The organism is Streptomyces sp. NPDC005811 (assembly GCF_040630405.1).
In the GTDB taxonomy this organism is placed as follows: domain Bacteria; phylum Actinomycetota; class Actinomycetes; order Streptomycetales; family Streptomycetaceae; genus Streptomyces.
In genome coordinates, this window is sequence record NZ_JBEXXK010000031.1 from 63198 (window position 1) to 80265 (window position 17068).

General features: G+C 73.3%; 16 protein-coding genes and 1 pseudogene. 6 read left to right on the forward strand and 11 right to left on the reverse strand.

Translation table 11 applies throughout. The annotated features are described in order from the left end of the window. Nucleotides 1–9: 9 nt before the first annotated feature. Nucleotides 10–360, reverse strand: coding sequence for a YciI family protein (locus ABZ490_RS30150; RefSeq protein ID WP_358996708.1), 351 nt, complete (start codon nucleotides 358–360; stop codon nucleotides 10–12). A 101-nt stretch (nucleotides 361–461) separates the two neighbouring features. On the opposite strand from ABZ490_RS30150, the gene ABZ490_RS30155 reads away from it, so the two are divergent. Further along, nucleotides 462–1490: an acyl-CoA dehydrogenase family protein gene (locus tag ABZ490_RS30155; protein ID WP_358996711.1), complete on the forward strand. Its 1029-nt coding sequence runs from the start codon at nucleotides 462–464 to the stop codon at nucleotides 1488–1490. 67 nt (nucleotides 1491–1557) lie between these two features. Here ABZ490_RS30155 and ABZ490_RS30160 read toward each other — a convergent pair whose 3' ends face one another. From ABZ490_RS30160 to ABZ490_RS30180, 5 genes and pseudogenes are all read right to left on the reverse strand, one after another. Further along, complete coding sequence (locus tag ABZ490_RS30160; protein ID WP_358996714.1) at nucleotides 1558–2697, reverse strand: LLM class flavin-dependent oxidoreductase; 1140 nt, start codon at nucleotides 2695–2697, stop codon at nucleotides 1558–1560. A gap of 25 nt (nucleotides 2698–2722) precedes the next feature. Further along, a complete protein-coding gene (locus ABZ490_RS30165; RefSeq protein ID WP_358996717.1) occupies nucleotides 2723–3910 on the reverse strand; it encodes an SfnB family sulfur acquisition oxidoreductase in 1188 nt (395 codons plus the stop codon). A 2-nt stretch (nucleotides 3911–3912) separates the two neighbouring features. Continuing rightward, nucleotides 3913–4467 (reverse strand): NADPH-dependent FMN reductase, encoded by a 555-nt coding sequence (gene ssuE, locus ABZ490_RS30170; protein ID WP_358996719.1) that lies wholly within the window; start codon nucleotides 4465–4467, stop codon nucleotides 3913–3915. 10 nt (nucleotides 4468–4477) lie between these two features. Further along, nucleotides 4478–5353: pseudogene (locus ABZ490_RS30175) on the reverse strand (LLM class flavin-dependent oxidoreductase). Nucleotides 5354–5466: 113 nt separating this feature from the next. Beyond that, a complete protein-coding gene (locus ABZ490_RS30180; RefSeq protein ID WP_350710819.1) occupies nucleotides 5467–5550 on the reverse strand; it encodes a putative leader peptide in 84 nt (27 codons plus the stop codon). Nucleotides 5551–5688: 138 nt separating this feature from the next. On the opposite strand from ABZ490_RS30180, the gene ABZ490_RS30185 reads away from it, so the two are divergent. Next, nucleotides 5689–6639 (forward strand): LysR family transcriptional regulator, encoded by a 951-nt coding sequence (locus ABZ490_RS30185; protein ID WP_358996721.1) that lies wholly within the window; start codon nucleotides 5689–5691, stop codon nucleotides 6637–6639. 29 nt (nucleotides 6640–6668) lie between these two features. On the opposite strand, the gene ABZ490_RS30190 is transcribed toward ABZ490_RS30185, so the two are convergent. From ABZ490_RS30190 to ABZ490_RS30200, 3 genes are all read right to left on the reverse strand, one after another. After that, nucleotides 6669–6836, reverse strand: coding sequence for a hypothetical protein (locus ABZ490_RS30190; protein WP_358996724.1), 168 nt, complete (start codon nucleotides 6834–6836; stop codon nucleotides 6669–6671). A gap of 87 nt (nucleotides 6837–6923) precedes the next feature. After that, nucleotides 6924–9059 carry an MMPL family transporter gene (locus ABZ490_RS30195; RefSeq protein WP_358996726.1) on the reverse strand — a complete coding sequence of 712 codons (2136 nt, stop codon included), beginning with the start codon at nucleotides 9057–9059 and terminating at the stop codon, nucleotides 6924–6926. A gap of 109 nt (nucleotides 9060–9168) precedes the next feature. After that, on the reverse strand, nucleotides 9169–9681 hold the full coding sequence (locus ABZ490_RS30200) for a helix-turn-helix domain-containing protein (protein WP_358996729.1): 513 nt from the start codon (nucleotides 9679–9681) through the stop codon (nucleotides 9169–9171). A gap of 141 nt (nucleotides 9682–9822) precedes the next feature. On the opposite strand from ABZ490_RS30200, the gene ABZ490_RS30205 reads away from it, so the two are divergent. Next, nucleotides 9823–11352 (forward strand): SDR family oxidoreductase, encoded by a 1530-nt coding sequence (locus ABZ490_RS30205; RefSeq protein WP_358996732.1) that lies wholly within the window; start codon nucleotides 9823–9825, stop codon nucleotides 11350–11352. 91 nt (nucleotides 11353–11443) lie between these two features. Continuing rightward, on the forward strand, nucleotides 11444–12817 hold the full coding sequence (locus ABZ490_RS30210; protein ID WP_358996734.1) for a deoxyribodipyrimidine photo-lyase: 1374 nt from the start codon (nucleotides 11444–11446) through the stop codon (nucleotides 12815–12817). Nucleotides 12818–12953: 136 nt separating this feature from the next. Here ABZ490_RS30210 and ABZ490_RS30215 read toward each other — a convergent pair whose 3' ends face one another. Continuing rightward, nucleotides 12954–13919, reverse strand: coding sequence for a MerR family transcriptional regulator (locus ABZ490_RS30215; protein ID WP_358996737.1), 966 nt, complete (start codon nucleotides 13917–13919; stop codon nucleotides 12954–12956). 147 nt (nucleotides 13920–14066) lie between these two features. On the opposite strand from ABZ490_RS30215, the gene ABZ490_RS30220 reads away from it, so the two are divergent. Together ABZ490_RS30220 and ABZ490_RS30225 are read left to right on the forward strand one after the other, a co-directional pair. Then, nucleotides 14067–14693 carry a sigma-70 family RNA polymerase sigma factor gene (locus tag ABZ490_RS30220; protein ID WP_358996740.1) on the forward strand — a complete coding sequence of 209 codons (627 nt, stop codon included), beginning with the start codon at nucleotides 14067–14069 and terminating at the stop codon, nucleotides 14691–14693. Nucleotides 14694–14921: 228 nt separating this feature from the next. Then, the gene (locus ABZ490_RS30225) at nucleotides 14922–15365 is read left to right on the forward strand and encodes an SPW repeat protein (RefSeq protein WP_358996743.1); all 444 of its coding nucleotides are present in this window, start codon (nucleotides 14922–14924) and stop codon (nucleotides 15363–15365) included. A gap of 84 nt (nucleotides 15366–15449) precedes the next feature. On the opposite strand, the gene ABZ490_RS30230 is transcribed toward ABZ490_RS30225, so the two are convergent. After that, on the reverse strand, nucleotides 15450–16901 hold the full coding sequence (locus ABZ490_RS30230) for a hydrolase (RefSeq protein WP_358996746.1): 1452 nt from the start codon (nucleotides 16899–16901) through the stop codon (nucleotides 15450–15452). Nucleotides 16902–17068: the final 167 nt, after the last annotated feature.

Consider the following 17068-nt stretch of genomic DNA (forward strand, 5'->3'; position numbering starts at 1 on the left):
CGTCCGGCCTCAGTGCCGGTCCACGAACGGCCGCACCTCGATGGGGAGCGTGGTGGCCAGGGCGGCCTTGCGGCCCCACTCCAGTGCCTCGTCGAGGTCGGCGGCCCGGATCAGGCACAGCCCGCCGAGGTACTCCTTGCCCTCGGCGTACGGTCCGTCGGTGACGAGCACGTCACCGTCCTTCGGCCGGAGCACGGTGGCCGTCTCGGGTCCGTGCAGACCACCGGCGAAGACCCAGGCCCCGGCGGCGCGCAGCTCGTCGTTGTAGGCCTCCACCCGGCGCATGATCCCGGCCATCTCCTCCGGCCCGGGCGGTGTCCCGTCGGCGGGCTGGACCACGCTGAGCAGGTAGTGCTGCATGACGTCCTCCTTGGCGTCGTGTGCCGTTCTCTCACCTCCTACACGAACGGCACTCCCCCGGATCGACACCCCGGACCCCGACACGGGAAAGAATCCTGCCCATGACCGCACCGCACCCCCTCGTCATCCGCGCCCGCCGTCTCGCCGACGACCTCCTCGTCCCGCACGCCGAACAGGTCGACCAGGGCGAGGTACCGGTGGGCCATCTGACGGAGATCAGACGCTCGGGCCTGCTCGGGCTCAACGCCCCCAAGGAGTACGGCGGCGCCGAGGCGCCCGGCGCGGTGGTGCGGGAGACGGCGGAGATCCTGGCCGGGGCCTGCTGCTCGACCTGGTTCGTGCAGACGCAGCACCACACCCCGGTGCTGACCCTGGCGAAGAGCGAGGGCCCGGTGCGCGAGCGCCTGCTCGGCCGGCTGGCCACCGGCGATCTGCTGTCCGGGGTGGCGTACGCCCATCTGCGGGCGCATCCCCGCGTCCCCGTGCGGGTCACCCGCGAGCGGGGCGGCTGGCGCTTCGACGGGAAGGTCCCCTGGTACACGGGCTGGGGCCTGAACGACGTGCTGCTCGTCGCGGGGGTCACGGACGCCGACGAGGCCCTCTTCGCCTTCGCGGAGGCCCGCGAGCAGCCCGGTCTGCGGGCGTCCGCGCCGCTGCGCCTGGCCGCTCTCGGCGCGGCCCGCACGGTCTCCCTGGACCTGGACGGCCTGTGGCTCCCCGACGAGGCGGTGGCCCTGCGCACCCCGTACCGGACCTGGGCGGCGACCGACCGGCTCAGGACGGTGAACGCCAACCCCGCGGTCTTCGGCATCACGGAGGCGGCGCTCGGGCTGGCGGACGAGGAGACGGCCGGCCGTCTGCGCACCCGCCTCGCGAAGGTGCGCGCCGAGGCCTACACCCTGACCGACGAGGCGAAGCCGCACGAGCACCTCGACGACCGTCTGGCCCTGCGCTCCCAGGCCTACGAGCTCATGCAGACGGCGACCACGGCGGCCGTGGTGACAGGAGGAGGCCGGGCGATGCTCCTGACGAGCAGGGCCCAACGCCTGGCGAGGGAGTCCCTGTTCCTCCTGGTCCAGGGCCAGACGGGGGAATCCCGCCGCTCACATCTCAACGCCCTGATGGTCTAGGAGCGCGGGGAACTGCGCGAACGCCCCCCACGCACCGGCACACGCCGCCGCACCCCGGCCACCCCCCTCAGCCCGCGAACGGCACCTGAACGGAGTTCACCCGCTTCCCCCAAGGGTGCTGCCACACCCCTTCTCCCGCGAGCAGCGGCAGCACCCCCTCCCCGAACCAGTACGCCTCCTCCAGATGCGGATACCCCGACAGCACGAACTCCGAGATCCCCAGCGCCGCGTACTCCTTGATCCGCTCCGCCACCTCCGCATGGCTGCCCACCAGCGCGGTCCCCGCGCCACCCCGCACCAGTCCGATCCCGGCCCACAGGTTGGGATGGATCTCCAGCCCGTCCCGGCTGCCCCCGTGCAGCGCGAGCATCCGCCGCTGTCCCTCGGACTCGCTGCGCCCGAGTCCGGCCTGGACGGACCGCACGGTCTCCGGATCGAACCCGTCGAGCAGCCGGTTCGCCTCCGCCCAGGCCTCCTCGGCGGTGTCCCGGGTGATGACGTGCAGCCGGATGCCGAAGCGCGGAGCACGCCCCTCCCGCGCCGCGAGCTCCTTGACCCAGGCGATCTTTCCGGCGACCTGGGCGGGCGGCTCGCCCCAGGTGAGGTACACGTCCGCGTGCCGGGCGGCGATCTCCCCGGCGAGGGGCGAGGAGCCCCCGAAGTACACCTCGGGGACGGGGTCGGGCACCCGGGCCAGCCGCGCGTCCGCCACCCGCAGGTGCTCGCCGTCCAGGTCGACGGTCTTGCCGTCCCACAACCCGCGGACGATCTCCAGGAATTCACCGGTACGGCGGTACCGGTCGTCCTTGTCGAGGAAGTCGCCGTAGGCCCGCTGTTCATGGCTCTCGCCGCCGGTGACCACGTTCAGCAGCAGCCGTCCCCCGCTGTGGCGCTGGAAGGTGGACGCCATCTGCGCGGCGAGGGTCGGGGAGACGAACCCGGGCCGGAAGGCGACGAGGAACTTCAGCCGTTCGGTGTGCCGACTGACCATGGCCGTGGTCAGCCACGCGTCCTCACACCAGGCTCCGGTCGGGGTGAGCACGCCCACGAAGCCCAGGTCCTCGGCGGCGGCCGCGATCTGGCTCAGATAGGCGACCGTGGGCGGCCGGTCGCGTCCGGAGGCGGTGGCCGGGGTGCCGTGACCGCCGCCGACGACATGCCGGCTGTCGCCGTTCGTGGGCAGGAACCAGTGGAAGGTGAGGGACACGTGGGGTCTCCGATCAGCAGTGCCGCTAGAGGAGGCCGTGGCGCGGCGGCCGGGTGCCGCTGAGCGCGTGGCGGCCGATGTGCTGGATCTTCCAGTGGGTGGGGTCGTGCAGGGTGTGGGTACGGGCGTCGCGCCAGTACCGGTGCAGATTGAGCGAGGCGAGGGCCGCGCGGGTGCCGGAGACCTCGAAGAGAGAGCTGGACACCTCGACGGCCGCGCGGGCCGCCTGCACCTTGGCCGCGGCGACCGCGAGGGAGGCCTCGGCGGCGGAGTCGTCCGTGAGGTGGGCGCGGGCCGTGTCCACGGCGCGGGCGGCCTCGCGCAGAAGTGCCTCCGCCGCCCGTACCTGAAGGGCGAGTTCTCCGAAGCGCTGGATGAGCAGCGGGTCCTCCGCTGCCGTCTCGGCCTCGCTCTCGAACCACGGGCGGCTCTTGGCGGTCACGAACTCCGCCGCCTCGGCCAGCGCGCCCGCCGCGATCCCGGCGTCGATGGCGGCGTGCAGCAACTGGGCCACCGCCCCGTGCAGTTGGGGGCCCTCGAAGGTGAGGTGGTGGGGCAGGACACGATCGGCGGGTACGGGGACGCCGTCGAGCCGGACGGTCCCGCTGGCCGTCGTGCGCTGGCCCAGGCCGTCCCAGTCGTCGGTCACCGTCAGCCCCGGGGCACCGGCGGGGACGTAGGCCACATGGAGTCTGTCGTCCTCGGCGCGGGCCAGGACGGGGATCCAGTCGGCGAAGAGGGCGCCGGTGCAGTAGTGCTTGACCCCGTTCAGGACGTACGAGCCGTCGGGCCGTGGCTCCAGGCGGGTGCGGATGTCCTGGACGTGCCGGGTGCCGGCCTCGGACTGGGCGTTGCCGAAACGGCGGCCCGCGAGCAGTTCGGCGAAGAAGAACTTCCGTTGTTCCTCGGTGCCCTGACGGCGGATCACATTGACGTAGGCGAAGTGGCTCTGCGGGATCTGGGCGAGGCTGGCGTCGGCGGTGGCGAGGAGGCGGAAAATCTCCGCGAGGGTCCCGGCGCTCACGTCCGCCCCGCCGTGGTCGGCGGGGACGGTGACGGCGAGCAGCCCGGAGGCCGAGAGCCGGTCCAGCTCGGCGCGCGGCAGGCGGCGTTCGGCGTCCCGGGCGGAGGCTCCGGGCCGGAACTCCTCGGCCAGGGCCGCGGCGAGCGTGAGGGCCTCGGCGTCGTCGGCGATGACGTGCGCGGCGGTCATGGTCAGCTCGCCGCGGCCAGGTAGGGGGTGCGGCCGAGGGCGGCGGAGAACTGGTCGACGACCTGGCCGAGTGCCTCGGCGGTGGCCGGGGCGACGGTGACCGTGCCGTCCTCGTGGGCGGTGATGTCCTTGTCGAGGGTGAACCAGCCCTGCACGATGTGCGCGGCGCCCATGGAGTTCAGGACGGGCCGCAGCGCGTAGTCGAGGGCCAGGACATGGGCGGTGGAGCCGCCGGTGGCCAGCGGCAGGACGGTCTTCCCGGTCAGCGCGTACTGCGGGAGCAGGTCGAGGAGCGCCTTGAGCACTCCGGAGTACGACGCCTTGTAGACGGGCGTGCCGACGACCACGCCGTCGGCGCGGGCGAACAGTGCGGTGGCCTCGACGATCGCCGGGTGGCGGAAGTCCGCGCCGAGCAGCGCCTCGGCGGGGATCGTACGGACGTCGAGCGGGATCACCTCGTGACCCTGGGCGGTGAGCCGCTGGTCGAGGTGGCGCAGCAGGCGCCCGGTGCGGGAGGAGGCGGACGGGCTGCCGGAGACGGACAGGACGGTGGCCATGGGTCCTCTTTCAGGCGTGGGCGGGCACGGACGCGGGAACTGCTTCCGGCAGTCGTTCCTCCAGCTCGCGCACGAGCGGCAGGACGCGCTTGCCGAAGTACTCGACCTCCTCGTGGTAATGGAGGAAGCCGAGGAGGCCGGTGCGGAAGCCGTCGTTGTACTGGACGAGGTCCTCGAGGGTGGAGTCCTGCCACATGCCCTTGCCGTCGGCTGTGGACGGTCCCGCCTGCCGGACGGCGGCGCCGAAGCCCTCGCGGTCGGCGTGCGCGACGATCTCCCGGAGGGTCTCGCGGGCCTCGGCCTCGGTGTCACGGGCGATCAGGAAGCCGTTGAGGCCGAACTTCGGTGCCGTACGTCCGGACGCGGCGGCGGAGGCGCGGACGGCGGTGGAGTTGCCGCCCTGGAAGATCTCCGGGTGCGGGCGCTCGGGCGTGTTGAGGGGCTTGGGCTTGAGGGAGAAGTCGCGCAACCGGTAGAAGTCCCCGGCGAGTTCGATGTGGTCCTCGGTCCAGATCCCGCGCAGGGCGCGGATGAACTCCTCGGAGCGGCGGATGGGGGCGCCCCCGGTTCGAGCGAAGCCGAGAACTGGGGGAGTTCGTCGTGCTCCAGCCAGGGCTCGCCGAGGGCGGTGAACTCGCCCTTGAACCAGCCGGAGACCACGTTCACGGCGAAGCGGACGGCGGCGATGACTTTGGTACTCGGTACCGTAGCCGGCCATGTAGCGGACCTGGCTGAGGGCGTAGTCGAAGCCGTTGTTCTCGGCGAGGACGGCGAGTTCGCGGTTGTAGTCGTACCCCCAGTCGGTGCGCTGCTCGATCCTGCTGGTGACGAGTCCCCCGCTGACGTCGGGGACCCAATAGGCGAATTTCAGGGGCACGGCGGGCATGCGGAACTCCTGTGGCGGAATGTTTTCGGGCACGCCGAATTCGGGGGACGCGGCGAATTCAGGCGGGGAAAAGAAAAGGCGCGGCGGATCTCAGGGAACGGAGAAAGGAGGGATCAGGCCGCGGCGCGACAGGAGGCGCTGGAGACGCGCGCGAGGTCGACGTGGCGTCGCCGCGTGAGGTCCAGTCGCATCGTCATGCCGTCGATCGTGGCAGTCGCCGGTGAGGGCAGTCAAGGAAAACCCGACCGGTCTCGTATCGCGGACCATTGAATTTCACGAAGGTGTGACAGGGAAACCCTTGAACGACCGTGGAATGGGACCGCATTCTGCTGCGGGTGCGAACAGAACAGCTGGAATACATCGCGGCGGTGACACGGCTCGGCTCGCTGCGCCGGGCGGCCGAGGAACTGCGGCTCTCCCAGCCCGCGTTGAGCGAGACCGTGCGGAACCTGGAGCGGGAGCTCGGCGTCGATCTGCTGGAGCGCAAGCGGTCCGGGGCCACGATGAGCGCCTCGGGCCGGGAGCTGCTGCCGCACATCATCGGGGTGCTCGACGCGGTGGACCGGCTCCGGGCGGCCGCGGGCGAACAGCACAGGATCCGGCGGATGGTGCGGGTCACCACGGTGAACGCGGCGACCACGCCGCTGCTGCTCCCGGTGCTGCGGGAGTTCCGTGCCGCGCACGCCCTCACCCAGGTGGAGGTGGTGGGCGCCCAGCAGACGGACATTCACCGGGGGCTGCTGGAGGGCGGGTTCGATCTGGGGCTGGTCAACCATCTGGAGGGCGACGACGTGCCGGCCGAGTTCGAGTCCACCGAGCTGTTGCGCGGGCGCCCGGTGGTGTGCGTACGGCCCGACAGTCCACTGGCCGCACGGCCGGAGGTGTCGGTGGACGAACTGCTCGGCGTCCCGCTGATCGTCATGCGGTCGGGCTATGTCATGCACCGCTTCGTGCACCGGCTCCTCGGCGGCCGCGATCCGGCGTTCGCGTACTCGACGGACGGCGCGGAGATGGGGAAGCTGATGGCCGCCGAGGGGCTCGGGGCTACGGTCCTGCCGGACTTCAGTGTCGTCGGGGATCCTCCCCCAGCCTTCGGCCGGGGGGACCCCCATTCGCTGCGCTCACGGCGCGGTGCGCTCACCCATCGCCCGCTCGCCGGGGACACGACCGGGGTGCTGCTGACGCTCCAGCGGCGCAAGGCGGAGTCGGTGCCCCAGGCCGCGCGGGACCTGCACGACGTGTTCGTGCGCCGGGCCCGGGAGATGGCCACCGGAGCCGGGTGGTGACACCGGACGCCGGACACCGGCTCCGGCACTCACTCCTCGTCGTGCGCCGGGACGACCACCAGGAACGCGTCGGACCTCAGGTCCATGACGACGGTCGCGGGGCGGCCCTCGGCGCGCAGCCGCGCCGCGCATTCCTCGGCCGGCCAGGAGCCGCGGGGCGCTCCCGCGGGAAAGCGTTCCAGCACCGTCGCGCGCATGGGGCGGACACCTCCGGTTCGGGGCCGTATCTCTCGGGCCGTATCGGACGACCACGCAGCGTCTGCCCCGGATCGCGGCGGGCATGTTCACGCCGAGGGCACGGGGTCCTCCTCCGCCGCGGGCCGGGAGGGGCCGTCGGCCGTCGCGGCCCGGCGGTCCCCGGTCAGGCGGCTCGGCCACCAGGCGCGCGGCCCGATGTCCAGGACCAGCGCGGGCACCAGCAGGGAGCGCACCACGAGCGTGTCGAGCAGCACGCCGAAGGCCACGATGAACGCGATCTGGACGAGGAAGGCCAGGGGGATCACGCCGAGCGCGGCGAAGGTCGCGGCGAGCACCACGCCCGCCGAGGTGATGACTCCGCCCGTGCTGACCAGGCCGCGCAGGACGCCCCGGCGCACCCCGTGCCCGAGGGACTCCTCGCGGACCCGGGACATGAGGAAGATGTTGTAGTCGACGCCCAGCGCCACCAGGAACACGAACCCGTAGAGCGGCACGGACGGATCGGTGCCGGTGAAGCCGAACACGTACCGGAAGACGAGCGCGGAGACGCCCAGCGTGGCGAGGAAGTTCAGGGCGACCGTGGCGACCAGCAGGACGGGCAGCAGCAGGGACCGCAGCAGCCCGGCGAGGATGAGCAGGATGAGGGCGAGGACGACCGGGACGATGAGCGTGCGGTCGCGTTCGGCGGTGCGCAGGGTGTCGTACCGCTGGGCGGTGTAGCCGCCGACGAGGGCGTCCGCGCCGGGGACGGCGTGCAGGGCGGTGCGCAGCCGGGCCACCGTCCGCAGGGCGTCGTCGCTGTCCGCGGCGGCGGCGAGGGTGACGTCGACGCGGACGCGGCCCCCGACGACCAGCGGGGAGCCGCCGGGGCGTCCGTTCGCGGTCCCGGCCGCCGCCGAGGCGACGCCCTCGGTGCCGCGGACCGCGCCGAGCACCCGCTCCAGCCGGTCCGCGTCCGCGACGACCACGGTGGGGTTGCCGGCACCACCGGGGAAGTGCTCGCCCAGGGTCTTCTGGGCGGCGACGGAAGGGGCGGCGTTGACGAAGGTCTCGTCGAGGGGGACGCCCTGGGAGCGGAGCGCCGGCGCGAAGGCGGCGCCGGCCAGCAGGACGGCGAGGGTCGCGGCCCAGACCCGGCGCGGCCGCCGGTCGACCAGCCCGGCCACCCGGCCCCACACACCGCGGCCGTCGGTCCCGCCCTCCGCCGCTTCCGCCTTGGGTTTGGCGGGCCAGTACGCGGCGCGGCCCAGGACGACGAGGACGGCGGGCAGGAAGGTGAGCGAGGACAGGACGGCGCAGCCGATGCCGAGGGCACCGACCGGACCGAGGGCGCGGTTGTTGGTGAGGTCGCTGAGCAGCAGGGCGAGCAGCCCGAGCGCGACGGTCGCGGCGCTGGCCACGACGGCGCCCCAGGACTGCCGCAGCGCGGCCCGCACCGCCGTGAAACGGTCGCCGCCCCGCGCGAGTTCCTCACGGAAGCGGGCGGTCAGCAGCAGGGCGTAGTCGGTGGCGGCGCCGATGACGAGGATCGACAGGATGCCCTGGACCTGTCCGTCGACCCGGACCACGTCGTGGTCGGCGAGGACGTACACGACCGCGCAGGCGAGGCCCAGCGCGAAGACCGCGCCGAGGATGATCACCAGCGGGAGCAGGACGCTGCGGTAGACCAGCAGCAGGATCACCAGGACGGTGAGCAGGGCGACGCCGAGCAGCAGTCCGTCGATGCCGGCGAAGGCGTCGGCGAGGTCGGCCTGGCCCGCGGCGGGGCCGGCCAGCCGGACGGTGGCGCCGGGGACGTGCTCGGCGGCGGCACGGATCCGGTCGAGGGCGGCGGCGAGCCCGTCGCCGAGGTCCGGGCGGAGCGGGACCACGGCCTGGAGGGCGGCGCCGTCCTCGGCGAGGACGGCCGGGGAGATCCGGCCGCGCACCCCGGGGGTGCCGCTGAGGGAGGCCAGGGCCCGGTCGGCCGTCGCGCGTCGGTCCGCGAGGCCGGAGCCCGTCCACACCACGACGGCCGGGAGCGTCTCGTCCTGGCGGAAGGCCCGCTGGGCGGCGACCACCTCGGTGGACTCGGCGCTGCGCGGCAGGAACGCGGCCTGGTCGTTGGTGGCCACCTCGCCGAGGCGTCCCGCGTAGGGGCCGAGGACACCGCCGACGGCGAGCCAGACGGCGATCAGGAGTAGCGGGACGAGCCGGCGGGCTCGCCGGGATGGGGAGGACATGGCGCTCCGGGCTCCAGGAATCTCGGTGCTGCTGATCTCGACAGTGAACAATCTCAACCATAAACAATCTCGATGATTGAGTGAGTTTTCCCGCAGATCCTAGCCCGGCTCAGCGGCCGTGCGGCGCGATGGTGCCGAGTTCCTCGTTCATCGCCGTCAGGAACCTCACCACCACCGCGAGTTCCTCCCCGGTGAACCGGGAGCGGGCCACGTCGGTCGCCTGGGCGAGCGGGCGGAAGTAGGTGCGGGCGGCGGACCGGGCGTCGGCCGCGTAGTACAGGTGCACCACCCTGCGGTCGGCGCTCTCGCGGACGCGACGGATGTGCCCGGCCCGCTCGAGCCGGTCCACGCACGCGGTGACGGCCCCGGAGGTGAGTCCGAGGTGTTCCCGCAGCCGCTTCGGCGTCAATGGCTCCTCGGAGTCGAGGATCGCGGCGAGCGCCTGGACGTCCGTGGCGTGCAGCCCGTGCTCGCCGGCGAACGCGTGCACCAGGCGGTTGATCTCCCCGTTCATCCGGCGCAACGCCACCGCGAAGGCGTGCAGATCGGTCCCCGCCCCGGGGTCGCCGGACCGCCGTTCCCGTTCCCCCGGCTGCCGGTCCTGGTCGTTCGCTGTGGCCACGCGATCAGCCTAGTCGCCCGCCCCGCCCGGCCGATCGGGCGGCACCGGCGCGAGCGGCGCATCCGGGACGGCGTTCCGGCGGGAAGGGGTAGACAGAGGACGACGGTCACCAGGGGGGCCGACGCGAAGGACCGAGAGTTCATGACGGCAGACGACCTCGGCGCCGGGCCCCTGTGCCTGGTGACCGGAGCCACGGGGTACATCGGCGGACGGCTCGTCCCGGACCTGCTGGCGGCGGGCCTGCGGGTGCGCTGTCTCGTCCGCTCTCCCGGGCGGCTGCGCGACCATCCGTGGGCGGGCCGGGTGGAGGTGGTCCGTGGGGACGTCACGGACGCGGAGTCCGTCGCGGCGGCGATGCGGGGCGTCGACGTCGCGTACTACCTGGTGCACGCGCTGGGCACCGGCGAGGACTTCGAGGAGACGGACCGGCGGGCCGCGCGGATCTTCGCCGGGGCCGCGCACGGCGCGGGCGTGCGCCGGCTCGTCTATCTGGGCGGGCTCACCCCGTCCGGCGTCCCGGAGGAACGGCTGTCCCCGCATCTGCGCTCCCGCGCCGAGGTCGGCCGCATCCTGCTCGGCTCCGGCGTGCCCACGGCCGTACTGCGGGCGGCGGTCGTCATCGGCTCGGGGTCGGCCTCCTTCGAGATGCTGCGCTATCTCACCGAGCGGCTGCCGGTGATGGTCACCCCGAGCTGGGTGCACACCCGGATCCAGCCGGTCGCCGTACGGGACGTGCTGCGCGCGCTGACCGGCGCCGCGCGGATGCCGGCCGAGGTCAGCCGGGCCTTCGACATCGGCGGCCCGGACGTCCTGACGTACCGCGAGATGATGGAGCGTTACGCCGCCGTCGCGGGGCTGCCGCACCGGCTGATCCTGCCCGTGCCGATGCTCTCCCCCGGACTGTCCAGCCACTGGGTCGGACTGGTCACCCCGGTGCCGGCCTCGATCGCCCGGCCGCTCACCGAGTCGCTGCGGCACGAGGTGGTGTGCAGGGAGCACGACATCGCCCGGTACGTCCCGGATCCGCCGGGCCATCCGATCGGCTTCGACGAGGCGCTCCGGCTGGCCCTGCGGCGGGTGCGCGAGGCCCGCGTGACCACCCGCTGGTCCTCGGCCTCGCTGCCGGGGGCACCCAGCGATCCGCTGCCCACCGACCCCGACTGGGCTGGCGGAAGCCTCTACTGCGACCACCGCGAGCTGGGGGTGGACGCCCCGCGGGCCTCGCTGTGGCGGGTGATCGAGGGCATCGGCGGCGACAACGGGTGGTACTCCTTCCCGCTCGCCTGGGCGGTACGGGGCTGGCTGGACCGGCTCTCGGGCGGGGTGGGACTGCGCCGGGGACGCCGGGACGCCGCCCGGCTCCGGGTGGGCGACTCGCTGGACTTCTGGCGGGTGGAGGAGATCGAGCCGGGGCGGCTGCTGCGGCTGCGGGCCGAGATGCGGCTGCCGGGTCTGGCCTGGCTGGAGATGTACGCGGAGACGGACGGCTCCGGGCGCACCCGCTTCCGGCAGCGCGCCCTGTTCCACCCGCGCGGGCTGCTCGGCCACGCCTACTGGTGGAGCGTGTCGCCGTTCCACGCCGTCGTGTTCGGCGGCATGGCCCGCAACATCGCGCGGGCGGCCCTGGCGGACGCGGCGGCGCGGACGGACGAACGGACGCCCGCCGGCTGACGGCGGGCGCATCCGCCGGGCCCCACCGGACGGAAGCGCCTGACAGGCCCACAGCCCCACAGTCCGACATCCCCTCGTCCCGGAGCCCGCCATGAACGTCTCGGTCGTCCTGTTCACCTCCGATCTGCGGCTGCACGACCACCCTCCGCTGCGCGCGGCCCTCGACGGCTCGCGCGAGGTGGTCCCGCTGTTCGTGCGCGACCGCGCGGTGGACGGCGCGGGGTTCGCCGCGCCCAACCGGCTGGCGTTCCTCGCCGACTGTCTGCGCGATCTGGACGCGGGGCTGCGGCAGCGGGGCGGCCGGCTGGTGCTGCGGTCCGGGGACCTGGTCGAGGAGGTGTGCCGGGTGGCCGCCGAGGCGGAGGCCGACGAGGTCCATCTGGCGGCGGACGGGAGCGCGTACGCGCAGCGGCGCGAGGAGCGGCTGCGGCACGCGCTGGAGGCCGAGGGGGTGCGGCTGCATGTGCACGGCACGGTGACGACCATGGTGGACCCCGGTGTGCTGGCCCCCGGCTCCTCGGACCACTTCGCGGTCTTCACGCCGTACTTCGGACACTGGTCGCGGCAGCGGCTGCGGGACGTGCTCGGCGCGCCGCGGGCGGTCCGGGTGCCGGAGGGCGTCGGCTCGGAGGAACTCCCGGACCGCAAGGGCCTGTCGGGTCTCTCGCCGGCCCTGGCCGAGGGCGGCGAGACGGAGGGCCGCGCGCGGCTGACCGCCTGGCTGCGCTCGGGCGTCCCGGCGTACGAGGACCGGCACGACGACCTGGCCGGCGACGCCACCTCACGGCTCTCGCCGTATCTGCACTTCGGCGCCCTCTCCCCCGTCGAGCTGGTGCACCGGGCGCGCGCCGCGGGCGGGCCGGGCGCCGAGGCGTTCGTACGGCAGGTCGCCTGGCGCGACTTCCACCGCCAGGTGCTGGCCGCGCGGCCGGGGGCGGCGCTCGCGGACTACCGCACCAAGCACGACCGCTGGCGTACAGAACGCACGGCGGGCGGGGACGTCGAGGCGTGGCGGGAGGGCCGTACCGGCTATCCGGTGGTGGACGCGGCGATGCGGCAGCTCCTCCACGAGGGCTGGATGCACAACCGGGGGCGTCTGCTGACGGCGAGTCTCCTCACGAAGACGCTCTACGTCGACTGGCGGATCGGCGCCCGGCACTTCCTGGACCTCCTGGTCGACGGGGACGTGGCGAACAACCAGCTCAACTGGCAGTGGATGGCCGGGACCGGCACGGACTCCCGGCCCAACCGGGTGCTGAATCCGGTCACCCAGGCCAAGCGGTACGACCCCGACGGGGCGTACGTACGGCGCTGGGTGCCCGAACTCGCGGACCTGGCGGGTGCGGCGGTGCACGAACCGTGGCGGCTGCGGGGGCTGGACCGGGCGGCCGTCGACTACCCCGACCCGATCGTGGACCTCGCCGACGGCCTGGCCCGGTTCAAGCGGGCGCGTGGCCGGGACTGACCGGTCCGCCGCACCGGATGGGATGCGAGGGGCACGACCCGCGCGACACCTCCGGAGGCACCCCCATGGCCAAGATCCTCTTCGTGATGACCGGCAGCGACCGCCGGCTGGGTCGGCTGGACGGTCGCGGGGCGTCTCACCCGGCGTCGTACACGGCCGCCAGCGTCTCCAGGGCGTCGTCCAGCGCAATCGGGCGGGGCAGGCCGGGGGCGCGGCCGGCCCAGCCGGGGCCGCCGAGCACCACGGACGGTGTGCGGCGGGCCCCGCGCACGCCCCAGCGGGTCGCCGCGACATGCCGGGCGAGGGCCAGGCTCGCGGTGGAGCGGGCCTGGGCCCACAGCACGACGGCCACCGGGCCCAGCCGCTGGACGGCCGCGGACAGCGCCTCCGCCGGCACGGCGGCGCCGAACATCCGGGTGGGCACGTCGAGCCGGCTGAGTCCGGCGTTGAGCGCCTCCAGCGGAAGGGTGTGCTGCTCCCCCGGTACGCAGGCGAGCAGCACCGGGCCCGGCCCGCCCGGGACGTCGCCGGGCGCGGCGGGGCGGGTGGCGCGGCGCAGGGCCGTGGAGACGTGCCAGGACAGCAGGTGCTCGACCTCGACGTACCGGTCCCCGGACGAGGCCCACTTGCGTCCCACGGCGTGCAGGGTCGGCACCATCACCTCCTGCCAGGCGGCGGTCAGTCCGTGCCGGTCGACGGCCTGCGTGAGCTGTTCGGCGACGGCCGGCGCGTCGAGTCGTACGGCGGCACGCGCGAGGCCCCTGCACTCCTGGCGGACGTCGCCGCCGAGCGGGAGCCCGCCGGTCTCCCGCGACCGTTCGCGCACCCCGCCGGCCGTGTGGCCCGGGAGCGGGCCGGCGCCCTCCCGTGCGGCGCGGGCGGCCTCGGCGGGCGGTACCCCGGCCGAGGTGAGCCGGCACATCGCCTCCAGCACGGCCACGTCGTCCGGGCGCCAGCGGCGGTGCCGGCCGTCCCCGCGCACGGCGGGACCGATGCCGTAGCGCCGGTCCCAGGAGCGCAGGGTGGTGGGGGCCACACCCAGGCGGCGAGCCAGGGCGCCGGTGGTCAGTGCGGTGTCGTCGGGGGCGGTGGACTCGCTCATGTGCCGACTTTACGGCTGATACGACGCAGAAACGACGCGTGTTGAGGGGGACCGGCCGCCGCTCGGACGATGACCTCACGGGGCCGCGCCCCGCAGGACGTCCCGCACCGGCCCGGGACGGGTCGCCCGAGGTGAGGAGCCGTCGTCATGAGCCCGCTGCCGTCCCCCGCCGTCCCGTCCCTGCCCGCGACCGGCGCGGAGCCGCTCGCCGACGAGGAGATCGCCCGCGGTCTGATGGCCGGCGACGAGGCCTGTCTGGCCGCCGCCTACCGGCGCTGGTCCGCGCTGGTGCACTCGCTGGCCTGGCGGTCCCTGGGGGATGCGCGGGAGGCCGAGGACGTCAGCCAGCAGGTGTTCCTGGGCGTGTGGCGGGGCCGTGCGGGCTACCGGCCCGAGCGCGGCACGCTCGGCGGCTGGATCGTGGGGATCACCCGCCGCCGGATCGCCGACAGCCTGGCGGCGCGGACCCGTCGGCTGCGTCTCGTCGCCGCGGCCGGCTCCCAGCTGGCCCTCACCGACCCGGACCGGGACCGCCCCGAGGCCGCGCTCGACCGCGTGCTGGTGAGCGGCGAACTCGCCCGGCTCCCGGCGCCCCAGCAGCGGGTGCTGCGGCTGACGTTCTACGAGGACCTCACCCAGACCCAGATCGCGGAGCGCACCGGCTGGCCGCTCGGCACGGTCAAGAGCCATGCGCGGCGCGGCATGCAGCGGCTGCGGGTCCGCCTGGAGCCCCAGGGCGAATCTGTTTTCGACGCATCAACGCTGCACGCGTAGGCGACGCCCCTTCTCCTTCCCCGCCGCGCGGGTGCATCCGGACCGGGCCCTCCCCCGGAAGTACCGTTCGGCCCCTCCCGCCCGCCCCCGGGGAGTGTCGGCGCTCCCCGGGGGCGGCCTCTGCACCCCTCTACACATAAAGGCCGAATAAGCGCAGAATGTCTGTGCGCGGCGCTTACCGCACACCGCACCAGACGCGGTCAGGCCTGCAGTCGAAGGAGACGAGTGATGGCCAACGTCTCGCCAGGTAGAAGCGACATATCGACCCACCCCGACGTATCCGAGATGCGGGCACGCTACGAGGCCGTGCTCGACGGCGGCCGTGACGTGGCGCTCGTGGACGGACCGGTGTTCCTGCTCGGTCTGTACTGCGCGGTGTCGCCGTGGGTGCTCCACTACACCACCAGCCAGCCCGACCTCATGACCCACAACCTGGTCGTGGGCATCGCGATCGGTCTGCTGGGCCTCGGATTCACCGCTGCTCCGGCCCGGATGTACGGCCTGAGCTGGGCCATGTGCGCACTCGGCGTGTGGATGATCATCGCGCCGTGGGTCGTCGGGACCAGCCCGGACACCGGCGTCGTGGTCAACAACATCATCATCGGCGCCCTGGCCGTGATCCTGGGGATGATGTGCGCCTTCACGGCGGCGAGGAGCGCCCCGCGGGCGTAACCCCCTGCCCCACCGGAACGAGAAAGGCGGCCCGGCCGGCCCGCGCAGGCGGATCGGCCGGGCCGGGTCGTGCGCGGCGGGGGGTCAGCTCACGTTGAGCGCCGTGTCGTCGATGACGAAGGACGTCTGGAGCGTGGAGCCCTCGGTGCCGGTGAACTTGAGCGTGACGGTCTGGCCGGCGTAGCTCGCGAGGCTGAAGCTGCGCTGGGTGTAACCGCTCGCGGCGTTGAGGTTGGAGTAGGTCGCGAGCGTGCCGAGGACCGTGCCGGAGCTGTTGAGCACCTGGACCTTCAGCGTGTCGTACGCCGTGCTGGTGGTGGTCTCCGCCGTGTCGATGTGGAGATAGAAGCTGAGCGCGGCGGTGGTGCAGCCGGACGGGATGGTCACCGACTGGGAGAGCGTGTCGGTGGTGGCCGAGCCGTATCCGTCGAGCCAGGCGTAGTAGGACCCGGTACGGGCCGACTGGCTGGAGGAGTTGGTGATGACCCCGCTGGTCGCGCTCCAGGTACTGGCGCCGGACTCGAAGCCGTTGTTGCCGAGGAGCTGCGCGGAGGTGCAGGTGCCGGAGCCGCCGCCGTCGTCACCGCCGCCGCTGCTGCTCCCCCCGGCGAGCCACTCGGTGGCGTTGAGGGCGAGGGCGGCGTTGGTGGCGCCGGAGTCGTTCCAGCCGTCGTAGAGCGTGTTGCCGGACTGCCCCGTGCCGTCGTCGATGGGCGAGCTGTCGCCCCAGAAGGCGACCCGGCCGCTGCCGAAGGTGCTGGTGGCGAAGAAGGCGCCGGTGTTGCCGGAGTAGCCGGTGCGGTAGAGCAGGCCCTTGACGCCGGAGTTGTCGGCGGGCTTGAGGGTGGCCGTCGTACCGCTGGCGATCAGGCTCTTGCTCACGGTGCCGAAGGAGCCGTGCAGCACCGGGTCGGTGCTGTCGCTGATGGCCGAGGGGTAGTCCGAGCTGATGCTGAGGGAGTCGATGGAGAAGCCGAACGGGTCGGTGGAGTCGACGCTGTTGTTCGTCATCAGGTCGTTGAGGATCTCGACCGCGTCCTCGCCGTCGTTGTTGCGGTCGGCGCCGGTGTGGTCGGAGACCATGAACAGACCGCCGCCGTTCTTCACGAAGTTCATGATCGCCGTCTTCTCGGCGGTGGTGAACAGCGTGTTGGGCTCCGGCAGGACCAGCGTGTCGAAGTTCGACAGGTCGGTCGTGGACGAGCCGCCGTAGGTGAGGGCGCTCGTGGCGGTCTTGAGGCTGTAGTCGCCGGTCTTCTGGAGGGCGACGCCCCATGACGACAGCGCTCCGGTCCAGTCCGTCTCCGAGGACGGGGAGGAGTCCTGGGAGAGCGGGTCGGGCTTGCTGGTGGAGATGATCCAGTCCGCGTTGCCCGCCTCCTCGGCGTGGCCGTCGTCGAAGAGGATCCGGTGGGGGGTGGCAGCGTGGGCGGGGGTGGCGGTCGCGGTGACCTGGAGCGCGGCTCCGGTGACGAGCAGGCCGAGGCCGGCCAGGAGCGTGGTGACCTTGCGGGGGTGTCTCGGTGATCCGGGCATCCGGCGAACCTCCGTGAGGGGGTGGGGAGAGGGCGGGTGCGGCGGCGATCTGCGCGCGTAGATCCAGCAAGGAAGGGTTCTACACGCGTTGACTGATTGAAAGGTACATGGCATGACACCCCTGTGAACATCAAGCGCGGGCAATAACGTGCGCGAAATCGTCGGCA

What these genes read in the sequence shown, in the direction of transcription:
- ABZ490_RS30150 (WP_358996708.1), bottom strand. Translation starts at nt 360, where the DNA reads ATGCAGCACTACCTGCTCAGCGTGGTCCAGCCCGCCGACGGGACACCG.
- ABZ490_RS30155 (WP_358996711.1), top strand. Translation starts at nt 462, where the DNA reads ATGACCGCACCGCACCCCCTCGTCATCCGCGCCCGCCGTCTCGCCGAC.
- ABZ490_RS30165 (WP_358996717.1), bottom strand. Translation starts at nt 3,910, where the DNA reads ATGACCGCCGCGCACGTCATCGCCGACGACGCCGAGGCCCTCACGCTC.
- ssuE (WP_358996719.1), bottom strand. Translation starts at nt 4,467, where the DNA reads ATGGCCACCGTCCTGTCCGTCTCCGGCAGCCCGTCCGCCTCCTCCCGC.
- ABZ490_RS30180 (WP_350710819.1), bottom strand. Translation starts at nt 5,550, where the DNA reads ATGACGATGCGACTGGACCTCACGCGGCGACGCCACGTCGACCTCGCG.
- ABZ490_RS30190 (WP_358996724.1), bottom strand. Translation starts at nt 6,836, where the DNA reads ATGCGCGCGACGGTGCTGGAACGCTTTCCCGCGGGAGCGCCCCGCGGC.
- ABZ490_RS30195 (WP_358996726.1), bottom strand. Translation starts at nt 9,059, where the DNA reads ATGTCCTCCCCATCCCGGCGAGCCCGCCGGCTCGTCCCGCTACTCCTG.
- ABZ490_RS30205 (WP_358996732.1), top strand. Translation starts at nt 9,823, where the DNA reads ATGACGGCAGACGACCTCGGCGCCGGGCCCCTGTGCCTGGTGACCGGA.
- ABZ490_RS30210 (WP_358996734.1), top strand. Translation starts at nt 11,444, where the DNA reads ATGAACGTCTCGGTCGTCCTGTTCACCTCCGATCTGCGGCTGCACGAC.
- ABZ490_RS30215 (WP_358996737.1), bottom strand. Translation starts at nt 13,919, where the DNA reads ATGAGCGAGTCCACCGCCCCCGACGACACCGCACTGACCACCGGCGCC.
- ABZ490_RS30220 (WP_358996740.1), top strand. Translation starts at nt 14,067, where the DNA reads ATGAGCCCGCTGCCGTCCCCCGCCGTCCCGTCCCTGCCCGCGACCGGC.
- ABZ490_RS30225 (WP_358996743.1), top strand. Translation starts at nt 14,922, where the DNA reads ATGGCCAACGTCTCGCCAGGTAGAAGCGACATATCGACCCACCCCGAC.
- ABZ490_RS30230 (WP_358996746.1), bottom strand. Translation starts at nt 16,901, where the DNA reads ATGCCCGGATCACCGAGACACCCCCGCAAGGTCACCACGCTCCTGGCC.